We start from the raw sequence: 21630 nt of genomic DNA on the forward strand, positions 1-21630 counted from the left end.
AAAAACGTAATCTATTATAGAAATAACTAATGGCAAAGGTAATGAAAAAACTTAAAACAATGGTAAAACAGATAAAGGAGGGAGTAAGTAAGTTTGTTATTGTAATGACTTCAAAGGCTAAGGATTTTCTGTCGAAATTTAGGAAGTCAAAGCCGGTCGATGGCACAAAGTTAAATAACAAAGAAACTTCCGTTGATGCCAAAACGGCAAAAAAAGAGCGCGAGGTTGTTAACTTCCTTAAAAAACATAAAACAGTAAAGCCAACAAAAGAAATGCTTTCGTCTTTAGATCAGGCAGTATTTGAATCTACCAAAATAGAAGGAATTAAGCCGCGAAAAACTTTTGAACTCGACTTTAAGGGGCTTTTTGCTAACACATATTTTAAATATTCAGTTGCAGTGTTTTCAAGTTTATTCATTTTTCTTTTGGGGCTTTCAATTTTGGGATTACCTGTATGGTTGTTTCTTCGAAGATTCTGGGTAAATGTCACAACTAATCCTGTTTATGCACCAATTGAGGTTGTTGCAACGGCTTCAACAAACTATGGTGTTTCGAGAGGAGCAACGTTTATAATAAAAACTGATGAAGGGGTTGATTCAAGGCTTTTGGCTGAAAGTATAAGTATCTCACCGGAAATTGAATTTGAAATTACAACAGAAGGTGAAAGTCTTTTAATTGTCCCGGTAGAAGAACTTTCGGCAGACACAATTTATGTAATTACAGTTCCCAAAGATACCAAGATTTCTTCGAGTACCAGGCTTGCCGTGGATTTGTCATTTGTATTTGTCACTGAACCGGATTTTAAGGTTACTGGTACAACCCCTCGAAATGGGGTTTCCGGTCCTGCAGATACTGCCCTTGAAATCGAATTTTCGTATAACAATGTGGTGCTTGATTCGTTTACGCAACGGTTTTATGTAACACCTGCACGTGCCGGTGAGTTTTTACAAGTCGATCACAAAATTGTTTTTGTACCTACGGAGCCTTTGGTACCAGGAGTATCATATACATTTGGAGTTACCGATGGAGTTGAAACAGCTGATGGTCGAGTTTTGGCTAGTGGTGTCGAGAGTACATTTATTGCCACACATCCTAAAGATTATGACATTGAAGTCGGCTATTTTATGCCAACTTTGTGTGCAACGGATGGTGAGGGACTTGTTAATACGGTCGACAACTTATCCTCGTGTGATTTTTATGATAATGGATTAACCAAACGAGATGTTACAGCAAAGATCTTTGCAGTAACAAAGGAACAGTTGGTTCGTGGGGTTGTGGAATTCTCGAATATGAGGCCGGATTTTGTAGACGGATTAACTCCGGTTTGGAGCACTACCGTTGGTGGTGGGGATTATGGCAAATATAGCATTAGACCAGGTATTACGGCAGCCGGAATTTACATGCTCGAGCTTTCAATGAGCTTTCCAACGGGGGAAACCTCATATAATTACGAATATATTATCGTTAGTGATCTCTCGGCAGTATGGCAACAGTATAACAACTCAAACAATGTTTGGATAACTAATGCCGGAGCAAATGCGGTTATTCCCAATGCTACCGTTGAAGCTTATGGCGATGATAGTATACAACTTGCTACGGTGCAGACCGACTCAAATGGACTGGCAGCCTTCGATAGTGAGGGTGTAGAACTGATAGTCGCTTCAATAGACGGTAAATATGTAACAGTTGCGCCTTCCAGGTATTACTACGGCAATTTCTCTTGGAGAACGGATCTTGTAACAAGTGTTGTTTTGGATAGGCCGTATTATTCCTATGGTGATAAGGTGCAGTTCAAAGGTATTGTAAGAGATAAAAACACATTACTTACCGTTCCCTTGAATATTAATTCGATACGTGTCGAAGTTGTTACCCAAATGTACGAGTTTGGTATAAGTAACGAAAAAGTAATTACACAATACAACGTTCCTTTTAATCCAGTAATGGGTACCTTCTCCGGGGAATTTTATTTACCTTCAAGTATCTCCGGATCTGTATACTTAAACCTAAAGGTTGGTGACAATATAATTGAATCAAAAAATATCAGTATAGCGGAGCTCGAGAATGTATCAGAGGTTACATACGAACTCTCAACGAGGACAGAGATTTTTTCACACAAGTCTAGTGTGGATGTTTTTATTGATGGTTATTATGCCAATGGGTCGCCAGTACTCTCCGAGATGGTTGATTTAAATGTCTCGGTTAGTAGAGCAATGTTTTACGGAATTCCGGAGGGAACTCTTACTAAGGCGGATATGACAGCATCTTATTCGGCTGAAAGTTACATAATTTCTAACGTTGAGATTGAAGAGGGTCGTGCAGTGGTTTCCATTGACACCTCTGCTTGTCCAGATCTCTGTAGATATAATATTTCTGTTCAGCCCAAGGAAGAGTATGGCTATAGTACTAGCAAATACGCATATTTTACGGTGAATAATATAGATACTTATCTTGTTGCAGAGTCAGTAAAAGAAACTTATAACTCCGGAGAGGCCTTTACAGTTAATGCTTCGGCCGTTACCTTATGGACAGGTGCCAAAGTTCCAGGAATTTCGGTGACGGGCACGCTTCAGCGTACTTGGTACGAACCATATGTCGTTAATGAATATAATCCTGAAACTAAACGAACAGAACCTGTAACCAAATACAATAGACATGTTGATACATGCTGGTCAGGTTCGGCAACGACAGACTCAAGCGGAAATCTAAGCTTTAATATTCCTAACTCAGGGGAAGGTAGCTATGATCTGAATATTGTATTTACCGGGGCCGGAGGTAGCCTAATTACGCTTCCGAGACCGGTTAATTGGTATGTTTATGGATCAACTTCAAGTTCCGGTTATGCACAAGTTCTGTTTGACAAAGATTCTTATGCGCCGGGAGAAACCTCTGTGATTTCTGTTACCGGAGTGTCCGAAGGTTATATGTACTTCCAGATTCAGTCATCTGCAAATAAAGTTGATTACGTGGTTAACTTAGCTCAAACAAACTCGGTAAATTATACTGTGCCGCAAAATGGTGTAGGGCAAATCAGTGTTAATTCTCATTACCAGGTTGGTGTAAACAAATGGCGTACAAGCTATGATTCAGCGGTTGTTGATAGATCAGATAAAAAATTAACAATTAGCTTTGAAGGTATTGCCGATTCATATCTGCCCGGACAGGAAGTTTCTTTCGTTGTTTCCGTAAAAGATTCCTCGGGCAATCTGGTTAATGGTGAAGTCGCTATTGACATATTTGACTCGCGCTTAGATAGTGTCGATTCAGACTATGATCTGTTTAATGAATTTTACGGACAGTACGTGTCAATGTTTTCCTCAAGTTATTATTACAGTTTATTATATTTGCCTGGATACGGGGCCGGCGGTGGTGGCGTAGGTTTCGTAAGGTCTGATTTTGAACGGTTGGCATATTGGAATGACACAGTTACCTTAGAGGATGGAAAAGCGACAATAACATTTAAGCTTCCCGATACAATAACAAGCTGGAACGCCTATGCGATTGCGTATACTGCCGACAGCAAATTCGGGTATGGTAAAGATACACTTGTAAGCACTCAGGATATATATGTTTCCGTACCTGAACTTCAGTTTATACGTGAGGGTGATACCGTTACACTTCCAGTGAGTGTTCGAAATTATACTTCAGGTAACGTCTCCGGTACATTATCTGTTACCGCAACCGGTTGTAACGTCACGGAGGGTGCAAGTAAAAATATATTAATGGCTCCGTTTCGTGGTTCGAAAATGAATGTAACTTTAGTACCTGTTGGCTCGGCGGACTGTGTAGTAACTTATGCATTTACAAGGGGGTCAACTCTGCTCGACGGAATGGAAGTAAAATACGATGTTTTTTCCAACGAGAATTTAACTACAAAAGCTGAGTTGTTAACCGTCCCGGCCGGAGAAACAGTTAACGTTTCAATTGACTATACAAAGATTGAGTACATTAACAGTCTTACAATTTCAAATGCGACCAATAACCCTTACGATATAGCTTCATCTTTTGACATAGATACAGTTTCAACTCAGGAAGTTGCTGCACTGGTTCTGAGCCAGTCATTAGAGTCCGATCGAAACAATGAAATGCTAGCGTTTGCTCAGACGGTTCTTGCAAATAATGTCACAAATGATGGTTGTTTCGGTTGGTTTAGTTATGACGCAGGTGATATCGAGGCTACCGTTTATGGGTATATAGCCCTAAATCAGCTTTTGGAGTGGGGTTACGATGTAAGCGATATCTCTAAGGTTGAAACATATCTTGAAAATATTTTGCAAAGTACGGCAGTTGATAATAAGTACAAAACAATGACAATTTGGGGGCTTTCATTTTCGCAGAATCACAGAGCACTGGCGGCTGCGCTTAACCTTGTCTCGGACGGTGAAACACTCACCGATCTCTCGTATGGATATCTTTTGTACGCATTAAACAATTTTGGTGCAACCGGTCAAGGAATTGGTATTGCAAACAGACTTATACAAAATGCAACCAAATCAGAGAAAATGGCTTGGTGGAGTGACCTTGGAAGTATTTCGGCAGGTTCCGACAACGACAGGTACGTTACGGCAATAATTGCATTGGCTCTAAAGCCGTATAACGGCGATGCCATTACAGACAAGGTCTACAGATCTGCTATCTATTATGTACAAAACACAACATATAAGGACTCTAAAAATATTAAAAACTTCTTTATAGTACTTGCAAGTGGTTTCCTTGGGGGTGAACCTGAGCCGCTAGACGTTAGTGTGTCGATTAATGACCAATCACTTGATTGGGATCTAAGCTACGATAGCGCAATAATTCCGGAAGAACTTTTGGTAAGTGGGGAAAACAGTATAAGTGTAACTAACAATGGAGCTACACCGGTAGTACTAAAACTTGAGTACTACAAACCGATAGAGAATTTTGCAGTCAGTATTCCGGCAGCTCAAGAGATATTCAATGTTTCTACCGGGGCACCGGTTTCGCGAAACAGAATAAACGTTGGTGATACGATTGTTGTGAGAACTCAAATTGACCCGATTAACGATTCGGGAACACTTGTAGGAAGTAGTGTAATTCCAACAGGGTACAGAGTGGGTTACCCATATAACGTCGATTGGGACACATATCAAAACTACCTAAAGCAGCTTCCCGATACGGTAAGTTTTATGTATTCTTCAAGTCTTACGCCCAGATTTTTTGAGTATTTTGGCAGGTACGACAAGGATACCTCCAGAGTTGTTATTGATCAAATCTTAACTTGTCACTTTGCCGGCAGTGCAACCGTTGGTGAAACCTTTGTTGCTATCGATGGTGATAGGTCCATTGGAGTATTACTTTCAGGAACTCAAATTACCTGTGTCGAGTAAAGTTATGTCATAAAGTTGACACCTTTTAGCTTTTTTGTTACTTTGGATATAGATATAAATTACATATTCTTATTCAATGGCTAATGTATTTTCCAATCTTTTTTCTACTGTCTGGGAGTTTGTTAAAAAATGGTGGTGGGCAATTCTTTTGGGACTTGTTGTAGTAAGTGTAGGAGTTTGGGGTTATCTATACTTTTTTAAGTACAATAGTAAGGTCAGCAATATTAGGCTTACCAATCTTACAGCCACCTCTTTTACAGTTTCGTGGGTTTCCGATTCACAAGAACCAGGAGTTGTGCTTGTCCGTGACAAAAAGGGCTTTTTGCCGGGGCCGTTGGCGTCTATTGGTTCAACCAAATTTTTTGACGACAGAGATGTTAACGCAGCCGAGCTTTCCGCCGGTGAAAAACGTGATGAACGTGCAAAATCTACAAAATATTCCGACGGGGAAAGTATAATCGTTAACGCCAATGAGCTTAACTTTAAGGTTAAGGTCAATAAAAAAGGTAATTATTACCTTCACTATGTTACTGTTTACGGGCTTAAGCCGGAAACCGAGTATTATTACATGATTGGTAATGGTATTCGCTGGTATGGGAATAAGGCTTTGGAAGAACAGGCGGCTTTAAATGTTGACTTTGGAGAAGTTAATCTACTTGAGATGAAAGTTACAACATTCCCTGAGCTTTCCGACCTTATTGATCCACATCAATCCTATGGAACGGTACTCTTTAACGAAGGAAGGAGAGAAAATGTTGTTGTTTACTCATATATGAGCGGGGGTGACAACCCTGCCTCTCTTCCGGTGTCATCGCTTTTAAATGAAGACAATGGCTGGTATATCGACATTGCTAATGCTAGGTTTGCAGATGGTTCCGCCTATGGTGGTTATACCGATGACAATCTCCAAAATTTTGAGATTGTATATGTAACTGATACTAAAGTTACGGGATCAAATTTTGGTGTAACTAGGTTTGATTATAATGCCCCTGCGCCTACTTATACGATAAATGCCATGGTAACAAATGCAACCTCTCCCAATAAGAACTTCTCTGTGCTTTCTGCAATTAGTACTCCCGTTTACGCTGCATGTGAAGGATATACCTATGCGTATCCTGAAGAATATTGTGCAACTAAAAACGCTGCGGGAAGCTGCTGCAGAACTTGTGTTAGAAATGTTTACAAAAATGGTAGTGGACTTTTTTGTACAAAAGAGGTTGATGGAAGCTGTAATGATACAGGTGCGTGTTCTGTTGCGCAACCTGCATATCAGACAACCCATCAGGAGCAAACGGAGACTGGGATACAGCCGGTTTCTCCAGCTACCAACGATAAAATCTCGGTAGATAGTTGTTCGAGTCCTGTTATAAAAAAAGTAAATTGTGGGGAAGAAAAAATTAGTTGGGGCGCAAAATGTGGATGCGTAGATTCTTGTAATTGTACATGTCCTGACAGTTCACTGGTTGGTCCTGGTAAGACCTGTGTAGATCCGCAGGTCAGAGTCACGTTTAGTGAAAACAATAGGACAAGTTCAGAGGTGTTTACCACAGATGAGCATGGTTCTGTTGTTGCTGATATTGAAATGTCAGACAGTATGGGACGTACTTATTCTGGAGAATTTAATAGGACATTAGAAGGAACGACACGGGTTGCTCAGTTACCTCCAAGTAGCGGAACCTTTAAACAGTATTCTGGAACCGTGATTTCATATGAAGGGTCTTTTACAACTCCGACCACGACTTATAGCGGAGAATTCAGGACATCTTCTACTACACTAGATTACATTAGTAATTATGATGCAAGCCTTGGTGATTCAATGGGAACGGGCAAAAGCGAAGAGGGAGTCTTTGTTGCTAACCCTGACGCTCATGTGAAATTGTCGGGAACAGTTAAAATGGATGGACAAGATGTTCAGGGTACCTTTACAACTGATAAATCTCTAAAAGAGCTGGAAGGGGAAACTACTGTTGTGGTAAAACAATCAGGGAAGTTTGTATCTTCTCGGGGTCAGGTATATGTTGGTACATTTGAGCCAGGTAGTGGAGACTCAAGTAACATGGGTACATTTAAACGAACAGAAGGAGAACCTTCAATAGAGGTAGGTCCTGACACCAATGTTCCAACGTACGCAAGTACAGGATCGCTGGCATTATCTTCTGGAGAAGTTACTCTATATTGTGACGTTACAGGCACTACGGGAGTAAGTACTTGTAGCAAAGTTGTTGTCGGATTACAAAAGCCAGGTGATGCATATGAGGCTAGTGCATATATGGAAATTGATGATACAGCAATAATTGCTGAGACTGATTTGTGGGAGAAGACGAAGGAAACTGTAAGGGTTATTGCTGTAAATACGAATGGAACTATACAGAACCTGGCTGTTGAGGTAGCTGAAACATCTGAGTCTCCCAAGGATTATGTACTTAGTTTGATTCCTGTAACACCCTCGGACGGTAGTAACTTAACTAATGTTGTGTATGCTGGAGAAAAAACGGTGAGCGTAGGTAACAATGGTTTAGTGATATTTGAGGGTAGTGGAGAATTCCAGGTAATTCCTGAAGGTTATTCACTCACAACCTCAATAAATACGACTGTTTCTGAAGGGACTCAAGGGGCAATTATTCTTTTCCTTGATACCAACGAAAATGGAGTTTTAGATGAAAATGAAGAATTTCTAGAAACTCCAGGCATCGAAATTACACTTAAAAAAGTGGCTGACAATTTTCAAGTTAACCTTACCGAAGGCTTTAACTATATGGCATTTCCATTCTACTCAGACGATATGAGCAAAGCTTCCGTGTTTGTTGAAACAATGAATGCCCAAGGATGTGATGTGACTTTAGTTGCCAGATACGATAGTGCTTGGAAAGCATACCAAACTAGAACCGATGGCGCTAAAACCGAAGATTTTGTAATAACGCCGGGTGAGGGATATGTAATCCGAAGTCACAATGCTTGTACCTTTAATGTGTTTGGATACCTTGTAGAAGGTGCCGTTCCAGTCGATATTAAGCCGTCATGGAACTTAATAGGAATTCATGGACTTGAAAGTTACAGTGGATATACTGCCGACGACGTAATTTTGTCACTTAATTCACAGGGAATTCCTGTCGAAATAGTAACTCAGTGGAATAAAGGTAGATATGAAAGCCGAATTATTAAGCAAATTGAGGGGACAACTCGAAAATACGGTGAAGATTTCCCGATTGACGAGTTTAGAGCCTATTTTATCCAAAGTACAGGTCGTGGTAGGTGGGATCCGGGCAAACGCGAGGACCTGAAATAATGACCTAGTTACTAATTTATGGTATATTGGGTAACAAATTTGGATTAGTAATGGTTTTTAATGTATATCTCTTTCGAGACTAAAAGAACTCTTAGGACATTAGGGATTTCACTACTTGTAATATTGGCTTTAGGCGCTATTGTATGGGGACTTTTAAGTGTTATAAAGTTTAAACCGGGGGCAAGTCCCGCTACAACACCCCAAAACGTAAAACTCACCGATCTTTCAGATACTTCGGTGGTGCTTTCCTGGGTAACCGAAACCGACACAACCGGATACGTAATATACGGAACAACAAGTGATCTTAGTATGTTTGTGCGCGACAGGCGTGACATAATTGCTGGTTCATTAAACCAGTATACTGTACATTACGTTGTCTTAGAGGATCTGGATCCCGAAACCACATACAACTACAAAATAGTCTCTAACTCGGTCGAGTATGGATCAGGTGATAATCCTTACAATTTCTCAACTCTTCCGGTAACCGATTTAGGACTTTCTGCTCCAAGCCCGCTTTATGGAACAGTAGTTAATGATCCGGGTAGAGCAGCAATTGTTTACGTGTTTTTAACCGATAATTCCGGTGCAAATTCTGCAACAGTTTCATCTATTACAAACGAAGACGGTGGCTGGGAGGTCGATCTCGCCAATCTTTTAACTGAGAATGGCTCAGGGAAATTCACATTTGACGGTGACACTCAAGTTACCATTTCGGTTCAGGGTGGGTCGCTGGGTGTGGGTCGTGTAGTTTCTACTGTTGGAGCTAACGTTACTGCACTTGACGTAACATTATCGGCAAGTGCAAGCCTTGAACAACAGCAGACAAATAACACGGGCACCAATACAAATGCTAACACCAATACCGACACTGACACCGACACTAACACTAATACCGGGACAACAGATAACACAAACGCCGGCAACACTACTAATAACTCCGAAAATCAGGCAAGTAATCAATCGGTTAATAATACCACACAGGGATCTTGGTCAAACCTTAGTCAGGATATATCCCTGAGTACTTCTTCGGCGTTGGGTACCTCTTCTATTGTAACCGGTGAATCAAGTGTAAAAATTACAAATGTTACCGACACAAGATTTTCCGTTTCTTGGGTAACACCTGTTAAAGTTAAAGGTACTGTATCTTACGGGAGTTCAGGCAACTCATTAAATAACACGGCCTACGACGAGCGTGATACCGTAGCGAGCCAAGGGCTTTACTACACCCATCACGTTACCTTAACAGATCTTGATATAGGCGGAACCTATTATATTCGTGTAAATTCCGGAACCGATAGATATTTTACCCCAACAGCAAGGGCTGTAACGTTAAACCAGTTATCGGCAACTCCTCCGGCACTTTCACTTTTAAATGGTTCCATTTCCGGAACCGGACAAAATGATACACTTGTTTATGCTACAATTTCCGATGCTGACAGCCAGGGGTCAGGAGGATCCTCTCAGGAGCTTTCGACCGTTGCTTCGGCTACCGGTGGATTTACAATTAGCCTTGGAGAGGCTTATACTACATCTGGAACATCATACTATCAGTCAACTAATAACGATGACGTACTTGTTTCAATGGCAACCTATGGTGATAATGACACCCAAACGGTTAAAGTATCCGCAGCCGAGACCGGAACCTCGTTTACTCTTGATTCATATGGCTCGTCCGATGGTAGATCAAACAAACTTTTAGATATGTCAGTTCTAAAAGGATCATCCCCCAAAACGGCCGGATTAATAACGATTATAATGTCGGTTGCCACCTTTATTGTGTCCATACTTCTTTCCAGCCAGCTGTACATATATAATAAAAAGCATGCCTGGGAAAATAAAATAATAGATACCTTAAGTGAATAGTAAATCGGGTTTAAGTTTATTATTCTTTACAATCTTGGGGAGCTCGTTAGGTTTTACTTTGGTTGCACAGCTATTCTTAAATCAGGTTAAGGCCGAGTCACACTATCAAACAGTTGATGTAGACAGAAATATAGCGGAATCGGGATTTGATAAGTATGCAAAGGTCGAGAAAATAGTATTATGTAACATTGATAAATCTAGTTTATATAATAATGTTTCGTCAGAAGATTGGTACAAATCTCTATATTTTTATACAATAACATCACTTCATTTTTATGATATTCCATACAATTTTGTATATGATGGTGGAACTATATATCAGGGACGGCAAACTTCACATTGGGTAGATTTACAGCCACTTGTTGTAAACAACACTCAGGGAATCGTGCTTGTTGGCGTAACAAATCTCGCAGGGAGTCTAGATTCTACACTTTCCTCGTTTATTTCGTATCTTTTAGATGTATACGATATTTCTCCGAGTGCAGTTTTGGTAAAAGATTGTAAAATTGAAAAGACCCAAATTCAAGATAGTTTTGTGTCAAATTTCTCGCTTGAAGAATCTTTTGTTAGCATATCTTCTTTTGTTGGACAACTTTCAGTGTCCGACAATTTTAAGCGAACTTACGAGGGGAGTGTAACAACAGTTTCCAATGAGGAATATACAGATCCCGACAAAAATCTGTCTGTAAAAATTAATATTGAGAATACCGGCGATTATGCTTGGTATGCAGTAGACGATTTCTACATTGTTACAACCGACTTGTTTTTGCATGATAGTCAATTCTTTTTAACAGGAGTATGGCCAAGCAGATCACATGCAAAAAAAATCGATCAGGATATACCTCCGGGAGAAACTATTCCAATCACTTTTGAACTTAGACCGGGAATAATGCCCGGAGAATATACGGAAAAGTTCATTATCGTTGACAAAAACAAACTACCCATACAAGGAACCGAATTTAGCGTAAGCTTTATTACAAACAATGTTGACTATACTTTTGTACGTGTAAAAGAAAATCAGTGGGGCTTTTTAAATGTACGTGAAAGTCCATCCTCATCAGCAGAAATAGTAACGAAAGTGTCGCCGGGTGAGATTTTCATTGTTGTAGAGCATGTTAATTCGTGGTACAAAATTAAGATAGATGAGACTCGCGAAGGCTGGGTTTCGGGAACATATATAGAATTTCTTTAATGGATCTTCAGACACTTAACGACAAGCAAAAAGAGGCAGTTACTTATTTTGATTCTCCACTTTTGGTTTTTGCAGGTGCAGGCTCCGGAAAAACTCGTGTTATCGTTCACAAAATCGCATATTTAATCAATGAGCTTAAGGTTTCGCCACATAACATTTTGGCACTTACCTTTACCAAAAAAGCTGCAGAAGAAATGAGAAGTAGAGTATCCCAGATGCTTAACTCAAGTGTAAATCTTAAGGGTATGTTTGTTGGAACGTTTCATTCATGGGGTGCATATATTCTACGTCGGGAATCCCAAGAGATAGGTCTTAATCAAAACTTTCCAATATTCGACAGTACCGACAAAGACAACATAATTAAAGAAATAATAAAAGATTTTAACATTGGTAAGGTTTCATTTGGTGCAGTTTCTGCCGTAATTTCAAGGCTTAAGAGTGACTTGATTTCAAGTTCCGACTACTTAAAACTTAATTTTAGCTCTCCTCAGGTTGAGCTAATGGCTAAAGTATATGACGAATACGAAAAACGCAAGTCCAACATGGGTGGAGTTGATTTTGATGACCTGTTAGCGTATCCGCTTAAATTGTTTTCTGAGAATTCCGAAATTTTACAAAAATATAAACAGACTTATTCATACATTCTTGTCGATGAATACCAAGATACCAACAAAACCCAATATAAGCTAATCAAGAATATTTCAAACGAAAATGTGTGTGTAGTGGGTGACGACGACCAAAGTATTTATTCATGGCGGGGTGCAATTATTGAAAATATCCTGAGATTTAAATCTGACTTTGCACAGGCAAAGATCATTAAACTTGATACAAATTATAGATCCACACAAAAAATAATTGATGCCGCATATGGTCTTGTTGCAAATAACACAAAGCGTGAAGATAAAGAAGTTTTTTCTGTCTCTGATACAGGCGAAGATCTTACCTTGTACGAAGGCGATGACGAGAACGACGAAGCTTTCTTTGTGATAAGTCGGATCCAAAAGCTTTTGGATGAGGGTTATTCTTTTAATGATATTGCCATTTTCTATAGAACAAACAGCCAATCCCGTGTGATTGAGGAACAGTTGGTAAGTTATGGATTGCCGTATAGGATATACGGAGGGTACCGGTTTTACGAACGTGCTGAAATAAAAGATCTAATTGGATATATTTCCTTTCTTGTTGACAACAAAGATGACATATCTCTATTTAGAATACTTAATACACCTGCAAGGAAAATCGGACCGTCAGCTATTTCGAAACTTAAGGAAGTTTCGTCACAAAACGGTATAAGCGCCAAGGAGTTAGTAAGAGCATATATTGTTAATTCCGGGGTTGCACTACCGTTTGGAAGTAATACCAAAAGTCTTTCCGACAAAGACATAAAAGCCCTTAAATTCTTGGACAAGTTTGTAGAAGCTTTTAGGGAAATTGATTTTTCAAGGTTTTCAACCCTTACCGAATTTGTTACCACTATAATTGAAACAACTAATTACAAAGAGTATTTAGCCAATAAATACCCCGAGCTATACGAAGAAAAACTTGAGAATATTGTTCAACTAAAACACGTCACCGAAAAATATGGATTTCAAAACAGTGACCTGCTTAATTTCCTAGAAGAGGTCGTACTAATGCTGGATATTGAGAGTGAATCAACGAATAAAGAAGGTGCAGTAAATCTTATGACACTACATGCTTCAAAGGGTCTTGAGTTCTCGGTTGTGTTTATTGTTGGGATTGAGGAGGGGGTCCTGCCACATTTTAGATCACTTGAAAGTACCGATGCAGTTGAAGAAGAGCGTAGACTTTTATATGTTGGCATCACTCGTGCGAAGCGAAAAGTATTTTTAAGTTATACAAGATTTAATTCAGCAAGACTTATGTCCAGAAGTCCTTCTCGCTTTTTAAGTGAGATCCCGGAGGAACATCTTCAGATAATTATGTAAACCTGTGGAAGCTTTTGTGTTACGATTTGTTGTGTTTTCATTAAAGAATAACACTTCAAGCTTTGTCAAACATGATTTCCCGTGGTGATGAACTTTAATAGGGGATCCGAATTATATTGAAACTCGCTATTTCAGACGATTTCTTTAACTTAAATTTTTGGGTAATTTAGAGTTGACCCACGTGCAAGTTTTTTGAGCATTAAAGCGACCTGCAGGAGGCGACTTTGAGGGTGTATACCTTGCGTGTACGTGTCTGTACCTGTTTTGTATACAAGTTATTGAGAAGCAAAGCTCTTTTTAAAAAAGTTGGAAAATCTTTCTACTGCTTAACTTTAGTAGTCAGTACCGAAATTCATAAACAGTGATTTTGCGTGATTTGAGGATATTTATATAAGATAATTTAGGAGATGATCAATTGTAACGCCATTCTTTTTCAGCCTGTTACAATAGTCGCAATAGTGCTTTTGTTAGATGGTTTTATGACCTATCTGTTGTTGTCTCCGTTCCGAGTTTTTGTTATAGTGAAGAAGTATTATATACCGTCAAAACATAATGCAACTATTCAATAAATTAAAGAAAACTTTCGGACTTCGCGAAAGTTCTAGAATTAATCGTTATTTTAATATTGTTAGCACTTTTTTCTTTGTTATATTTGCGTTGTTTTCAACCTTTAGAGTATCCCCCGCATATGCCGGTTCAATTGAACAAGCTGCACTTGTTGCACTTGCAAATGTTGATAGAATTTCCCGTGGATTAATTCCCTTGCAAGTAAACAACGAACTTGTGGCAGCAGCGTATCTAAAGGCTTATGACATGCTTGATAAACAGTACTGGGCACACTATGGTCCCTCCGGAGAGAGTCCGTGGATGTATATTTTGTCATCGGGATACGATTATACCTATGCAGGTGAGAACCTAGCTTATGGTTTCGAGGACTCATCCGGGGTGCACGAAGCATGGATGAATAGCCCGACTCATCGAGACAACATATTAAATAACAGCTTTATTGATGTAGGAATTGCTGTTGTTAAGGGCTTCTTTGAAGGATCCGAGACTACCCTAGTTGTGCAACTTTTTGGATCGCTTGGTGATTCATCCAAAACGGTTGATATATCATCGAAGCCGTTAAATATCCTTTATCCGACAGAAGGTTCTGTTGTAATTGATGAGCTGTTCGGTGTGCTGGGAACTGTTTCAACCGATGTACAAAATCCGCTGGTTCAGATTTTCATGGATGGTGAGAGTATTGGTGGAGCAATTATTTCGAGTGGGACCTTTAGTAAACGATTAAACTTTTCAAAACGAGGTGGGCATAAACTTACTGCCGATCTACTGGATTCAATGGGAAATATTGTTTATAGTGACATGGTAAATTATGAAATTGCAAACAATAATTGGGTCCAATTAGCTCCAACCAACCTTTCTTATGAACGATTAACAGATGACACATATAATTTAACTGGAACGGTAACAAAGGACGTTCTAAAAGCGAATATTAAAACATCAACAGATGTTATTAATTGTAATGTGATAAATCAATCGCTAACGTGTGTTGTACCCAAGAAGATTTTTGAACAAAAAAATAAACAGTTAATCCTTCTTGACAACTCCGGAACGGCTGCCAATGTGGGTGTCGATAATCTTATTGTATATGGTGTTTCGGGAGCTGTGTTCATGGGAAGTAATGTACTTGGTCGGCTTCTTACCGAAGGGCAACAGATGACTTCAAAGTTTTTGAACCGGGGAACAATCGGTCTGTTTTTGTCGATATTTGTAATGATTGAGATTATTCGTGTAATTATATTGTGGAGAAATAACAGCTACAAAGGTCACTACGGCTACAGAGTTCTTATATTCATGCTTGCGCTTTTTGCACAGCTTTCATTTACTGGGGGAGGGATAGTTATATGAAAACCCAAAGCAAAATATTCAAAAAGAATCTTTTAATTAGTTCGTTAGTATATTTTGTCGTGCTTGAGCTTACTTTTTTTGTTAAGCAGTCTCTTAATACTGATTCATACCTTTTATCTTGGCATCTTGTACTTGCAATACTTTCACTTGGACTTAATTATCTTTCCTTTTACGTTTTGTTGACAAGAATAAATGATCAGAAACGAGCGAAAAGGAACTGGACTTTAACTCAAATATTTTTTGGTTTTCCGATTCTAATATGGACTCTTACAATTGGAGTTCTGATTCTCTTAACAAGTGGGTATTCAGGTCAATTATGGATTTTGATCTCATCAACAATTTGGACGGTTTTTCTTGCTGCATTGCTTAGATCAGTACAAAACGCATATTCGGTCTCAAAATATATAAAACTGATTGACTTTGTTGCCGTATATATTTTCTTTGCGGGAATACTATTGGTTGGATATTTCTTAAAAGATCTAACCTTTGGTGCTGTTCTAATCGTTTATCTGATAATGATATTTGCAACCTTTAAGCTTGAACTTTTAACAAAGCCTTTCTTTTATATAATAAATCTCTTAGCAATTTTTGTGATGTATATGGTCTTTTTGTTTATAGATCATCAGTCGAAACTGCTTTTCTTTCGAGAGGCACTTTTCTTTACAAATATTTTTTTCTTGTTTTCATCGGTCCTAAGGCTTATTGAACTTGGACGATTCAAAAAAGACAACATATTTCAGACAATAATAGCCTTTCTTGTTGTGGCAATTGTAACATTGGGTGGCTAGTTTACCGATTTGATTTTTACTGATTCTTTTTTACCAGACGGGGTAGCATAATTTGCAGTATCTCCAGCTTCTTTGCCTAGAATTGCCTTGCCAAGTGGTGATTCAACCGAGAGTTTGTTTTCTTTGGGATCTGCCTCCTGTGGAGAAACGATTGTATATTCGATATCCTTTCTACCCTTAACAACGGTTACAGTTGATCCGATTTCGGCAGTTTTGGAATTAACGTTCTTTAAAATTTTTGCGTTTTCAAGTATCTGTTCAATTTCGTTTATTCTTGCTACGTTGTTTTCGTACTCTTCCTGAGACATGCTCCAGGCACTGTTTTCCGATAAATCACCAGCTGATCTGGCTTCGGCCATTCGCTTACGGATATCGAGCATCTTGGGTCCCTTGCGTTCGGCAAGCTCGTTCTTTAATTGTTGTACTCCCTCTGCAGTTAATTGTACAACCTTATCCATGTATATATAATAAAGTTAATGAAAAACGAAAGAATTATTACACGTGTCATTCTAGTATGTCAAGTGATTGTTTCGGCTTTTGTAGATTTGTTAATAGTTGTCGCAATTACAGGGTACCGAAGTTCCGAACAATTGATAACATTGTTAACAAATACCTTACCCGTTGGAATAGAGCTAGAATCATCTGTGATTGAGGATTATATCGGTTGTTCAAGGTGGGAACAACTAAAATAAAGGTCTTCGCAGAAAAGCTTATTGATGCCAAGTTAAAGATGGAAAACAACAAGCTGGTAATGCCTTTTAATAACTATGCAATTGTTGATCTTTCGGAACAAAGAGAATATGTGTTTTCCGATGAGACTATTTATGTCTATAGAGTTGCAACCGGGGCTGCCGAAAATCCAACTCCTGTGGGTGTCTGGAAGATTGTTAAGTATTATGAAGATTTTGAACTGAGTTCACTTTACGGACCGTGCCTTTTAAAACTTAATTATTTTGATGGACGCACCTGGATTCCAACAGAAAGAGCTTTGCATGGGACTAATACGCCTGATATAATAGGTTCACCTGAGTCTTTTGGGTGTATATATCATTACAATGATGATATCCTTAAGATTTGTGAGCTCTTTAAAATTGGTGACTTTGTAATTGTGATCGAGTAGAGATTGTTGACCGCAGGTTGCTTATAACCCGTTATCAATGCTATGGGTTTGGCGTTTCGGGTTTGATACCTTTTACGTAATACCTTTAAATATACCGTTTCTCACTTGTGCCGCTATCGTCTAACGGTTAGGACGCGGGATTCTCAATCCTGTAATCGGGGTTCGATTCCCCGTAGCGGTATTTATTCAGTGGGGAATCGAACCTGTATCACTTGTTTAGTTTCTTGATCCATGCTCCAAGTATTCGCATTCAGCCTTAGCCTGAGTTAGGTACATCTCAGGCTCCCCGTAGCGAGTGGGTATTTTGCAAAGCGTAAATTGTATTCATAAATTTTCAAAAAAGCCGTGATTAAATTTAAAATAATAACTCCGTTTCCGGACTTTGTCTCAACAATAAAAGACTTTAGCATAATAAAGAATGCTATTAATAAAAAGCTTGTATCGATAGAGGTCCACGACTTGCGAAAGTGGAGTTTAGGTAATTACAAACAGATTGATGATACTCCATACGGTGGTGGTGCCGGGATGGTTTTAATGATCGAGCCGATATTTAATGCCCTTAATGATCTAAAGAGTACTGACTCGCATGTTGTTTTGACATCTGCAAAGGGTAAAAAGCTTGATTATCAAAAATCACACGAACTCTCAGAAAAAAAAGAGATTATTATAATATGTGGTCATTATGAAGGTGTCGATCAGCGGATAGAAGACAATTTGGTCGACGAATCAATAAGCATTGGCGATTATATTCTTTCCGGCGGTGAACTACCTGCAATGACTATTGTGGATGTGGTAACACGCCTTGTTCCCGGAGTTATTAATGCAGACTCATTAACAGAAGAAACAGATCAGAAAAATAAAGAATATCCTCATTACACACGACCGGCAAAGTTTAAGGGCTGGGCGGTACCGGAGGTATTGTTAAGTGGTAATCACGAAGAAATTAAAAAATGGCGAGAGTCTCAGCGCAAGAAAACATAAAAATTGCTGCCGAAATTGCAACTTCGGAGTTACGGGCATGTTATACATCCGATGGTATTATTGCCGGATCTACAACGTATGACGACTATTGGACGGGGGATTTTTTCTGGGCTGCACTTGGAGCTTTGAGCTTAGGCGATGTTGCTCCTGTTATTTCTCATGTAAAATTGCTTGCAAGGTTTCAGCGAAAAAGTGGACAGATTCCATTTTTAATAAGAAGAAATTTTCCGGTTCTCCCATTTTGTGGAATAAAGGTTGGAATTCCTTATATCTCACAAGTAAGAAGTCATAAGTTTTTCTTTTTAAGCTCGTTTTCTGACAGCACTCCATATTTTATTATTTTACTTTCGGAATTGTGGGAAAAAGGAATTTTAGAAAAAGCAGATTATTTAGAAAATTTTAGACATGCTGTTAACTGGTGTATACAAAGAATAGGCAAGGATAACCTTGTATTTGATTTACCAATATCTGGTTGGAACGATGGAGTTTACAAGCTTGGTAAAGTGCTCTATACAAATGTGCTATTTTATAAAGCGTTAGTGGAAGCTGGTTCAATTTCCAGTGAGGCTAGAGATATTTCTCAAAGGGTCTTAAAGTCGATTCGTGAAAAGCTATGGGGTAATGGTTATTATAATGACTGGGTATTTTTAAAATCTCATACAAACTTTTGTACTGTAGGCAATATGCTTGCAGTAGTTTATGACGTCGCGACAAAAGCAGAAGTTGTATCAATATTGGATTTTGTGGAAAAAAATCTATATAAGGATCCTTTTGTTAGTACTGTTTTTCCGGCATATAAACAACACAAAATTGATATTTGGAATCGGCTTAGTGGAATGGGCGATTATGCCAACGGAAGTAGTGTGTACTGGCTTGAGCCTGTGCTTTTATATGTAATCGCACTTGCCCAAATTGGACTTAAATCCAAAGCCGTTAATATCTTTAAGAAAGTGGCTAGTCAGATAGTAAGGTCGATAGGGGTGTACGAGATATATGATTCGAAAGGAAAACCGTTTAGCAGTAGGTTATATAAATCTGAACATCCTTTTGCAAGGAGTTGCGGACTCTTTCTTTTAGCAAAAGAATCGCTTAAAGATTTTCACCACCAATAAGGATAATGTTTTTAGGATCCAGAATTCGTTCTATAAACATATCACGTTTTTTGCGCCTAAAGTCGAACTCATCTTTTGTTAGAACGGAATACTTAATTTCGCGCTTTTCTTCTGTTTCGACTTGTTTTACAAGGTGGCTTGCAACGGGCACGTGAATTTCTCCGACCAATAAAAGGTCGACATCGTACTGGTTTTTGTGGGTATTGTTAACATAGTTTATTGTTAAAATAGCAATTTGAACATTTCCAATAGCCGTTGAATTTTGAATGATACTTTTCCCAAGTCCTGTTGTTTTATATACAAGTCTTAGAAATTCTTCATAAAGTGGAAATTGCGGATTGGCAGAAAACATTTTTTTTCGACCGGCCTTTTCGGCTTTAATAAAGCCAATATCGAGTAGGTTAGCAAGCTCACGGCTTACGGCATTTACCTGTTTTTTTATAATTCTAGAGATGCTTCTTAGGTGGATTTTTTCTCCCGGGTTTTTAATAAACCAGGTAATAAGTGATCTTCTTGTGTCAGCAGTTAGTATCTTGTCTAATATGTCCATATAGAAATTCTAAAGGTTAATATACTACTATACCATACTTTTTGTGAACATTTCAATAATCAGGCTACCTGTCTTGCAATGTATACAGGTTTATCGGAAGAATCATAACCCAGATTTGACCCCTATTAAATACTACCTCCTCATTGGTTCCTCTAACGTAATATTTTGTTCTGTCGTTAACATTGGATTTACTCCATGTCGCATCGATTTTTTTACCGTCTATATAAATTGTAGCGTTTCCTTGTCCCGTGGTCCCAAGTATAAGATGACCCTCATAATCAAAGCTTTGAGTAAATGTAGTCTCCTCAATGATTACTGTTTTAACGGAGATTTGACTACCCGTTATTGCGTCAACATGAGGTTGTCCGGCTAAATATCGTTTATAAGAATTGGAATCTTTGTCATATTTAAACTCAACGTCCATTCCGGATGTAAAGTTCTTCCAGGGTATAACATAGCACGAGGTTTCACCTCGATTGGTGTACGTTGCATCGGTTTTAAAAGGAGGGTTAGTGAAATTACTTTCCATACTATAGCCAAGTGTTTTAGCAGCACTGATCATATCTTCTGTGTTTACGTATGCGTTGTGTGGTGATGCACGCTTGCTGTCTCGCCAATAAATGTCGGAGAATCCAACGGTTTTAACGTTGTATGTAAATAATGCACCCATTGCATTTGTATTTGGACTGTCTGTTACGGCCCCGCCAATATGGGCATAGATTGCATCGAATGGCAGAAGCCAGTGAATATAATAAAGCCTTGTGCTTCTTACCGGACCTACGTATTCAGGCATGTGTGACCAATAAATTGGCATGAATCTTGTAATTCCGCCTTCTGCAAGTGTTTCAAAAACGATATCGGCATATATAAGTCCCGTTTGGGGTCTTGCGTCGGGGTGGTTCTCTATCATCACGGCGATTGGGGGTGTTTCTGTCATTTTTTCGTATTCTTTTACAGACATAAATATCCCGTTTATTGGGTTCTCCATGGTTTTAGGGTCAGAAATCTGTTCCAAAAATATGCTTGGGTTGGGATTGTTTACTTTTGCGTCAATATCAGAGGGAAGATTGATTTTTTGTGGGTCAACTCTACTGGTAATTGACGTGTAGGTGAAATATCCGATTCCTCCGATTATTAAGGCAAATGGAAGTGATATTACAAGTATTCGTGGGACGAATGGTAGTTTTGAGACCCAGTTCTTGATGGCTTTTAAAAACTTTAAGAGTTTACGTTCTTTTATTTTGGTGGGAATTGAGGATTCTAATGGGGTATGTGTCATTGGAGATGTGGCATGTTTTGGGTCGATCGGTGAATTGGTAGCGGTTGAATGTGTTTTCGAGGGTAAGCTTTGATTAATGTTGGGGTTTTTTGTGGTATCAATGATTTTCATTTTTATGGTGCTTAAGTTAATCAATCGTTATACGAATAGTATACGTTAAATTTTGTTTATTGTAACTATCTATTGTGGCAAAATGTCAGTTTAATTGGTTTACACACGAGGGTTGGTTTGTTACAATCGAGCCACTAAGTTTT

13 protein-coding genes and 1 tRNA gene are annotated in these 21630 nt (G+C 38.8%); 11 read left to right on the top strand and 3 right to left on the bottom strand.

Annotated features, from left to right (window positions below):
* Nucleotides 1-41: 41 nt before the first annotated feature.
* From JW962_03765 to JW962_03795, 7 genes are all read left to right on the top strand, one after another.
* Nucleotides 42-5348 (top strand): hypothetical protein, encoded by a 5307-nt coding sequence (locus JW962_03765; protein MBN1374420.1) that lies wholly within the window; start codon nt 42-44, stop codon nt 5346-5348.
* Nucleotides 5349-5424: 76 nt separating this feature from the next.
* The gene (locus JW962_03770; protein MBN1374421.1) at nt 5425-8634 is read left to right on the top strand and encodes a fibronectin type III domain-containing protein; all 3210 of its coding nucleotides are present in this window, start codon (nt 5425-5427) and stop codon (nt 8632-8634) included.
* Nucleotides 8635-8694: 60 nt separating this feature from the next.
* Nucleotides 8695-10497: a fibronectin type III domain-containing protein gene (locus tag JW962_03775; GenBank protein MBN1374422.1), complete on the top strand. Its 1803-nt coding sequence runs from the start codon at nt 8695-8697 to the stop codon at nt 10495-10497.
* Nucleotides 10490-11689, top strand: a complete 1200-nt coding sequence (locus tag JW962_03780) for an SH3 domain-containing protein (GenBank protein ID MBN1374423.1) — start codon at nt 10490-10492, stop codon at nt 11687-11689. Before JW962_03775 ends, JW962_03780 begins: the two co-directional genes overlap by 8 nt.
* Nucleotides 11689-13635, top strand: coding sequence for a UvrD-helicase domain-containing protein (locus JW962_03785; protein ID MBN1374424.1), 1947 nt, complete (start codon nt 11689-11691; stop codon nt 13633-13635). The genes JW962_03780 and JW962_03785 overlap by 1 nt, the downstream gene beginning before the upstream one ends.
* Before the next feature lie 552 nt (nt 13636-14187).
* Nucleotides 14188-15546 (top strand): hypothetical protein, encoded by a 1359-nt coding sequence (locus tag JW962_03790; protein MBN1374425.1) that lies wholly within the window; start codon nt 14188-14190, stop codon nt 15544-15546.
* The gene (locus JW962_03795) at nt 15543-16334 is read left to right on the top strand and encodes a hypothetical protein (protein MBN1374426.1); all 792 of its coding nucleotides are present in this window, start codon (nt 15543-15545) and stop codon (nt 16332-16334) included. Before JW962_03790 ends, JW962_03795 begins: the two co-directional genes overlap by 4 nt.
* Here the strand turns inward: JW962_03795 and JW962_03800 are convergent.
* Nucleotides 16331-16792, bottom strand: a complete 462-nt coding sequence (locus tag JW962_03800; GenBank protein MBN1374427.1) for a transcription elongation factor GreA — start codon at nt 16790-16792, stop codon at nt 16331-16333. The genes JW962_03795 and JW962_03800 overlap by 4 nt on opposite strands.
* Before the next feature lie 215 nt (nt 16793-17007).
* Here JW962_03800 and JW962_03805 point away from each other — a divergent pair, with 215 nt between their 5' ends.
* The 4 genes from JW962_03805 to JW962_03820 all read left to right on the top strand — a co-directional run bounded on the left by JW962_03805 (nt 17008) and on the right by JW962_03820 (nt 19547).
* The gene (locus JW962_03805; protein ID MBN1374428.1) at nt 17008-17454 is read left to right on the top strand and encodes a L,D-transpeptidase; all 447 of its coding nucleotides are present in this window, start codon (nt 17008-17010) and stop codon (nt 17452-17454) included.
* A gap of 109 nt (nt 17455-17563) precedes the next feature.
* Nucleotides 17564-17635 (top strand) — tRNA-Glu (locus tag JW962_03810).
* Nucleotides 17636-17799: 164 nt separating this feature from the next.
* Nucleotides 17800-18435, top strand: coding sequence for a tRNA (guanosine(37)-N1)-methyltransferase TrmD (gene trmD / locus JW962_03815; GenBank protein ID MBN1374429.1), 636 nt, complete (start codon nt 17800-17802; stop codon nt 18433-18435).
* Nucleotides 18405-19547, top strand: coding sequence for a hypothetical protein (locus JW962_03820; GenBank protein MBN1374430.1), 1143 nt, complete (start codon nt 18405-18407; stop codon nt 19545-19547). Before trmD ends, JW962_03820 begins: the two co-directional genes overlap by 31 nt.
* Here JW962_03820 and JW962_03825 read toward each other — a convergent pair.
* A complete protein-coding gene (locus JW962_03825; GenBank protein MBN1374431.1) occupies nt 19525-20097 on the bottom strand; it encodes a hypothetical protein in 573 nt (190 codons plus the stop codon). The two genes, JW962_03820 and JW962_03825, sit on opposite strands and share 23 nt — an antisense overlap.
* A gap of 64 nt (nt 20098-20161) precedes the next feature.
* The gene (locus tag JW962_03830) at nt 20162-21487 is read right to left on the bottom strand and encodes a DUF3048 domain-containing protein (protein ID MBN1374432.1); all 1326 of its coding nucleotides are present in this window, start codon (nt 21485-21487) and stop codon (nt 20162-20164) included.
* Nucleotides 21488-21630: the final 143 nt, after the last annotated feature.

The sequence above is a fragment of the Candidatus Dojkabacteria bacterium genome (assembly GCA_016927995.1).
GTDB lineage: Bacteria > Patescibacteriota > Dojkabacteria > JAFGLO01 > JAFGLO01 > JAFGLO01.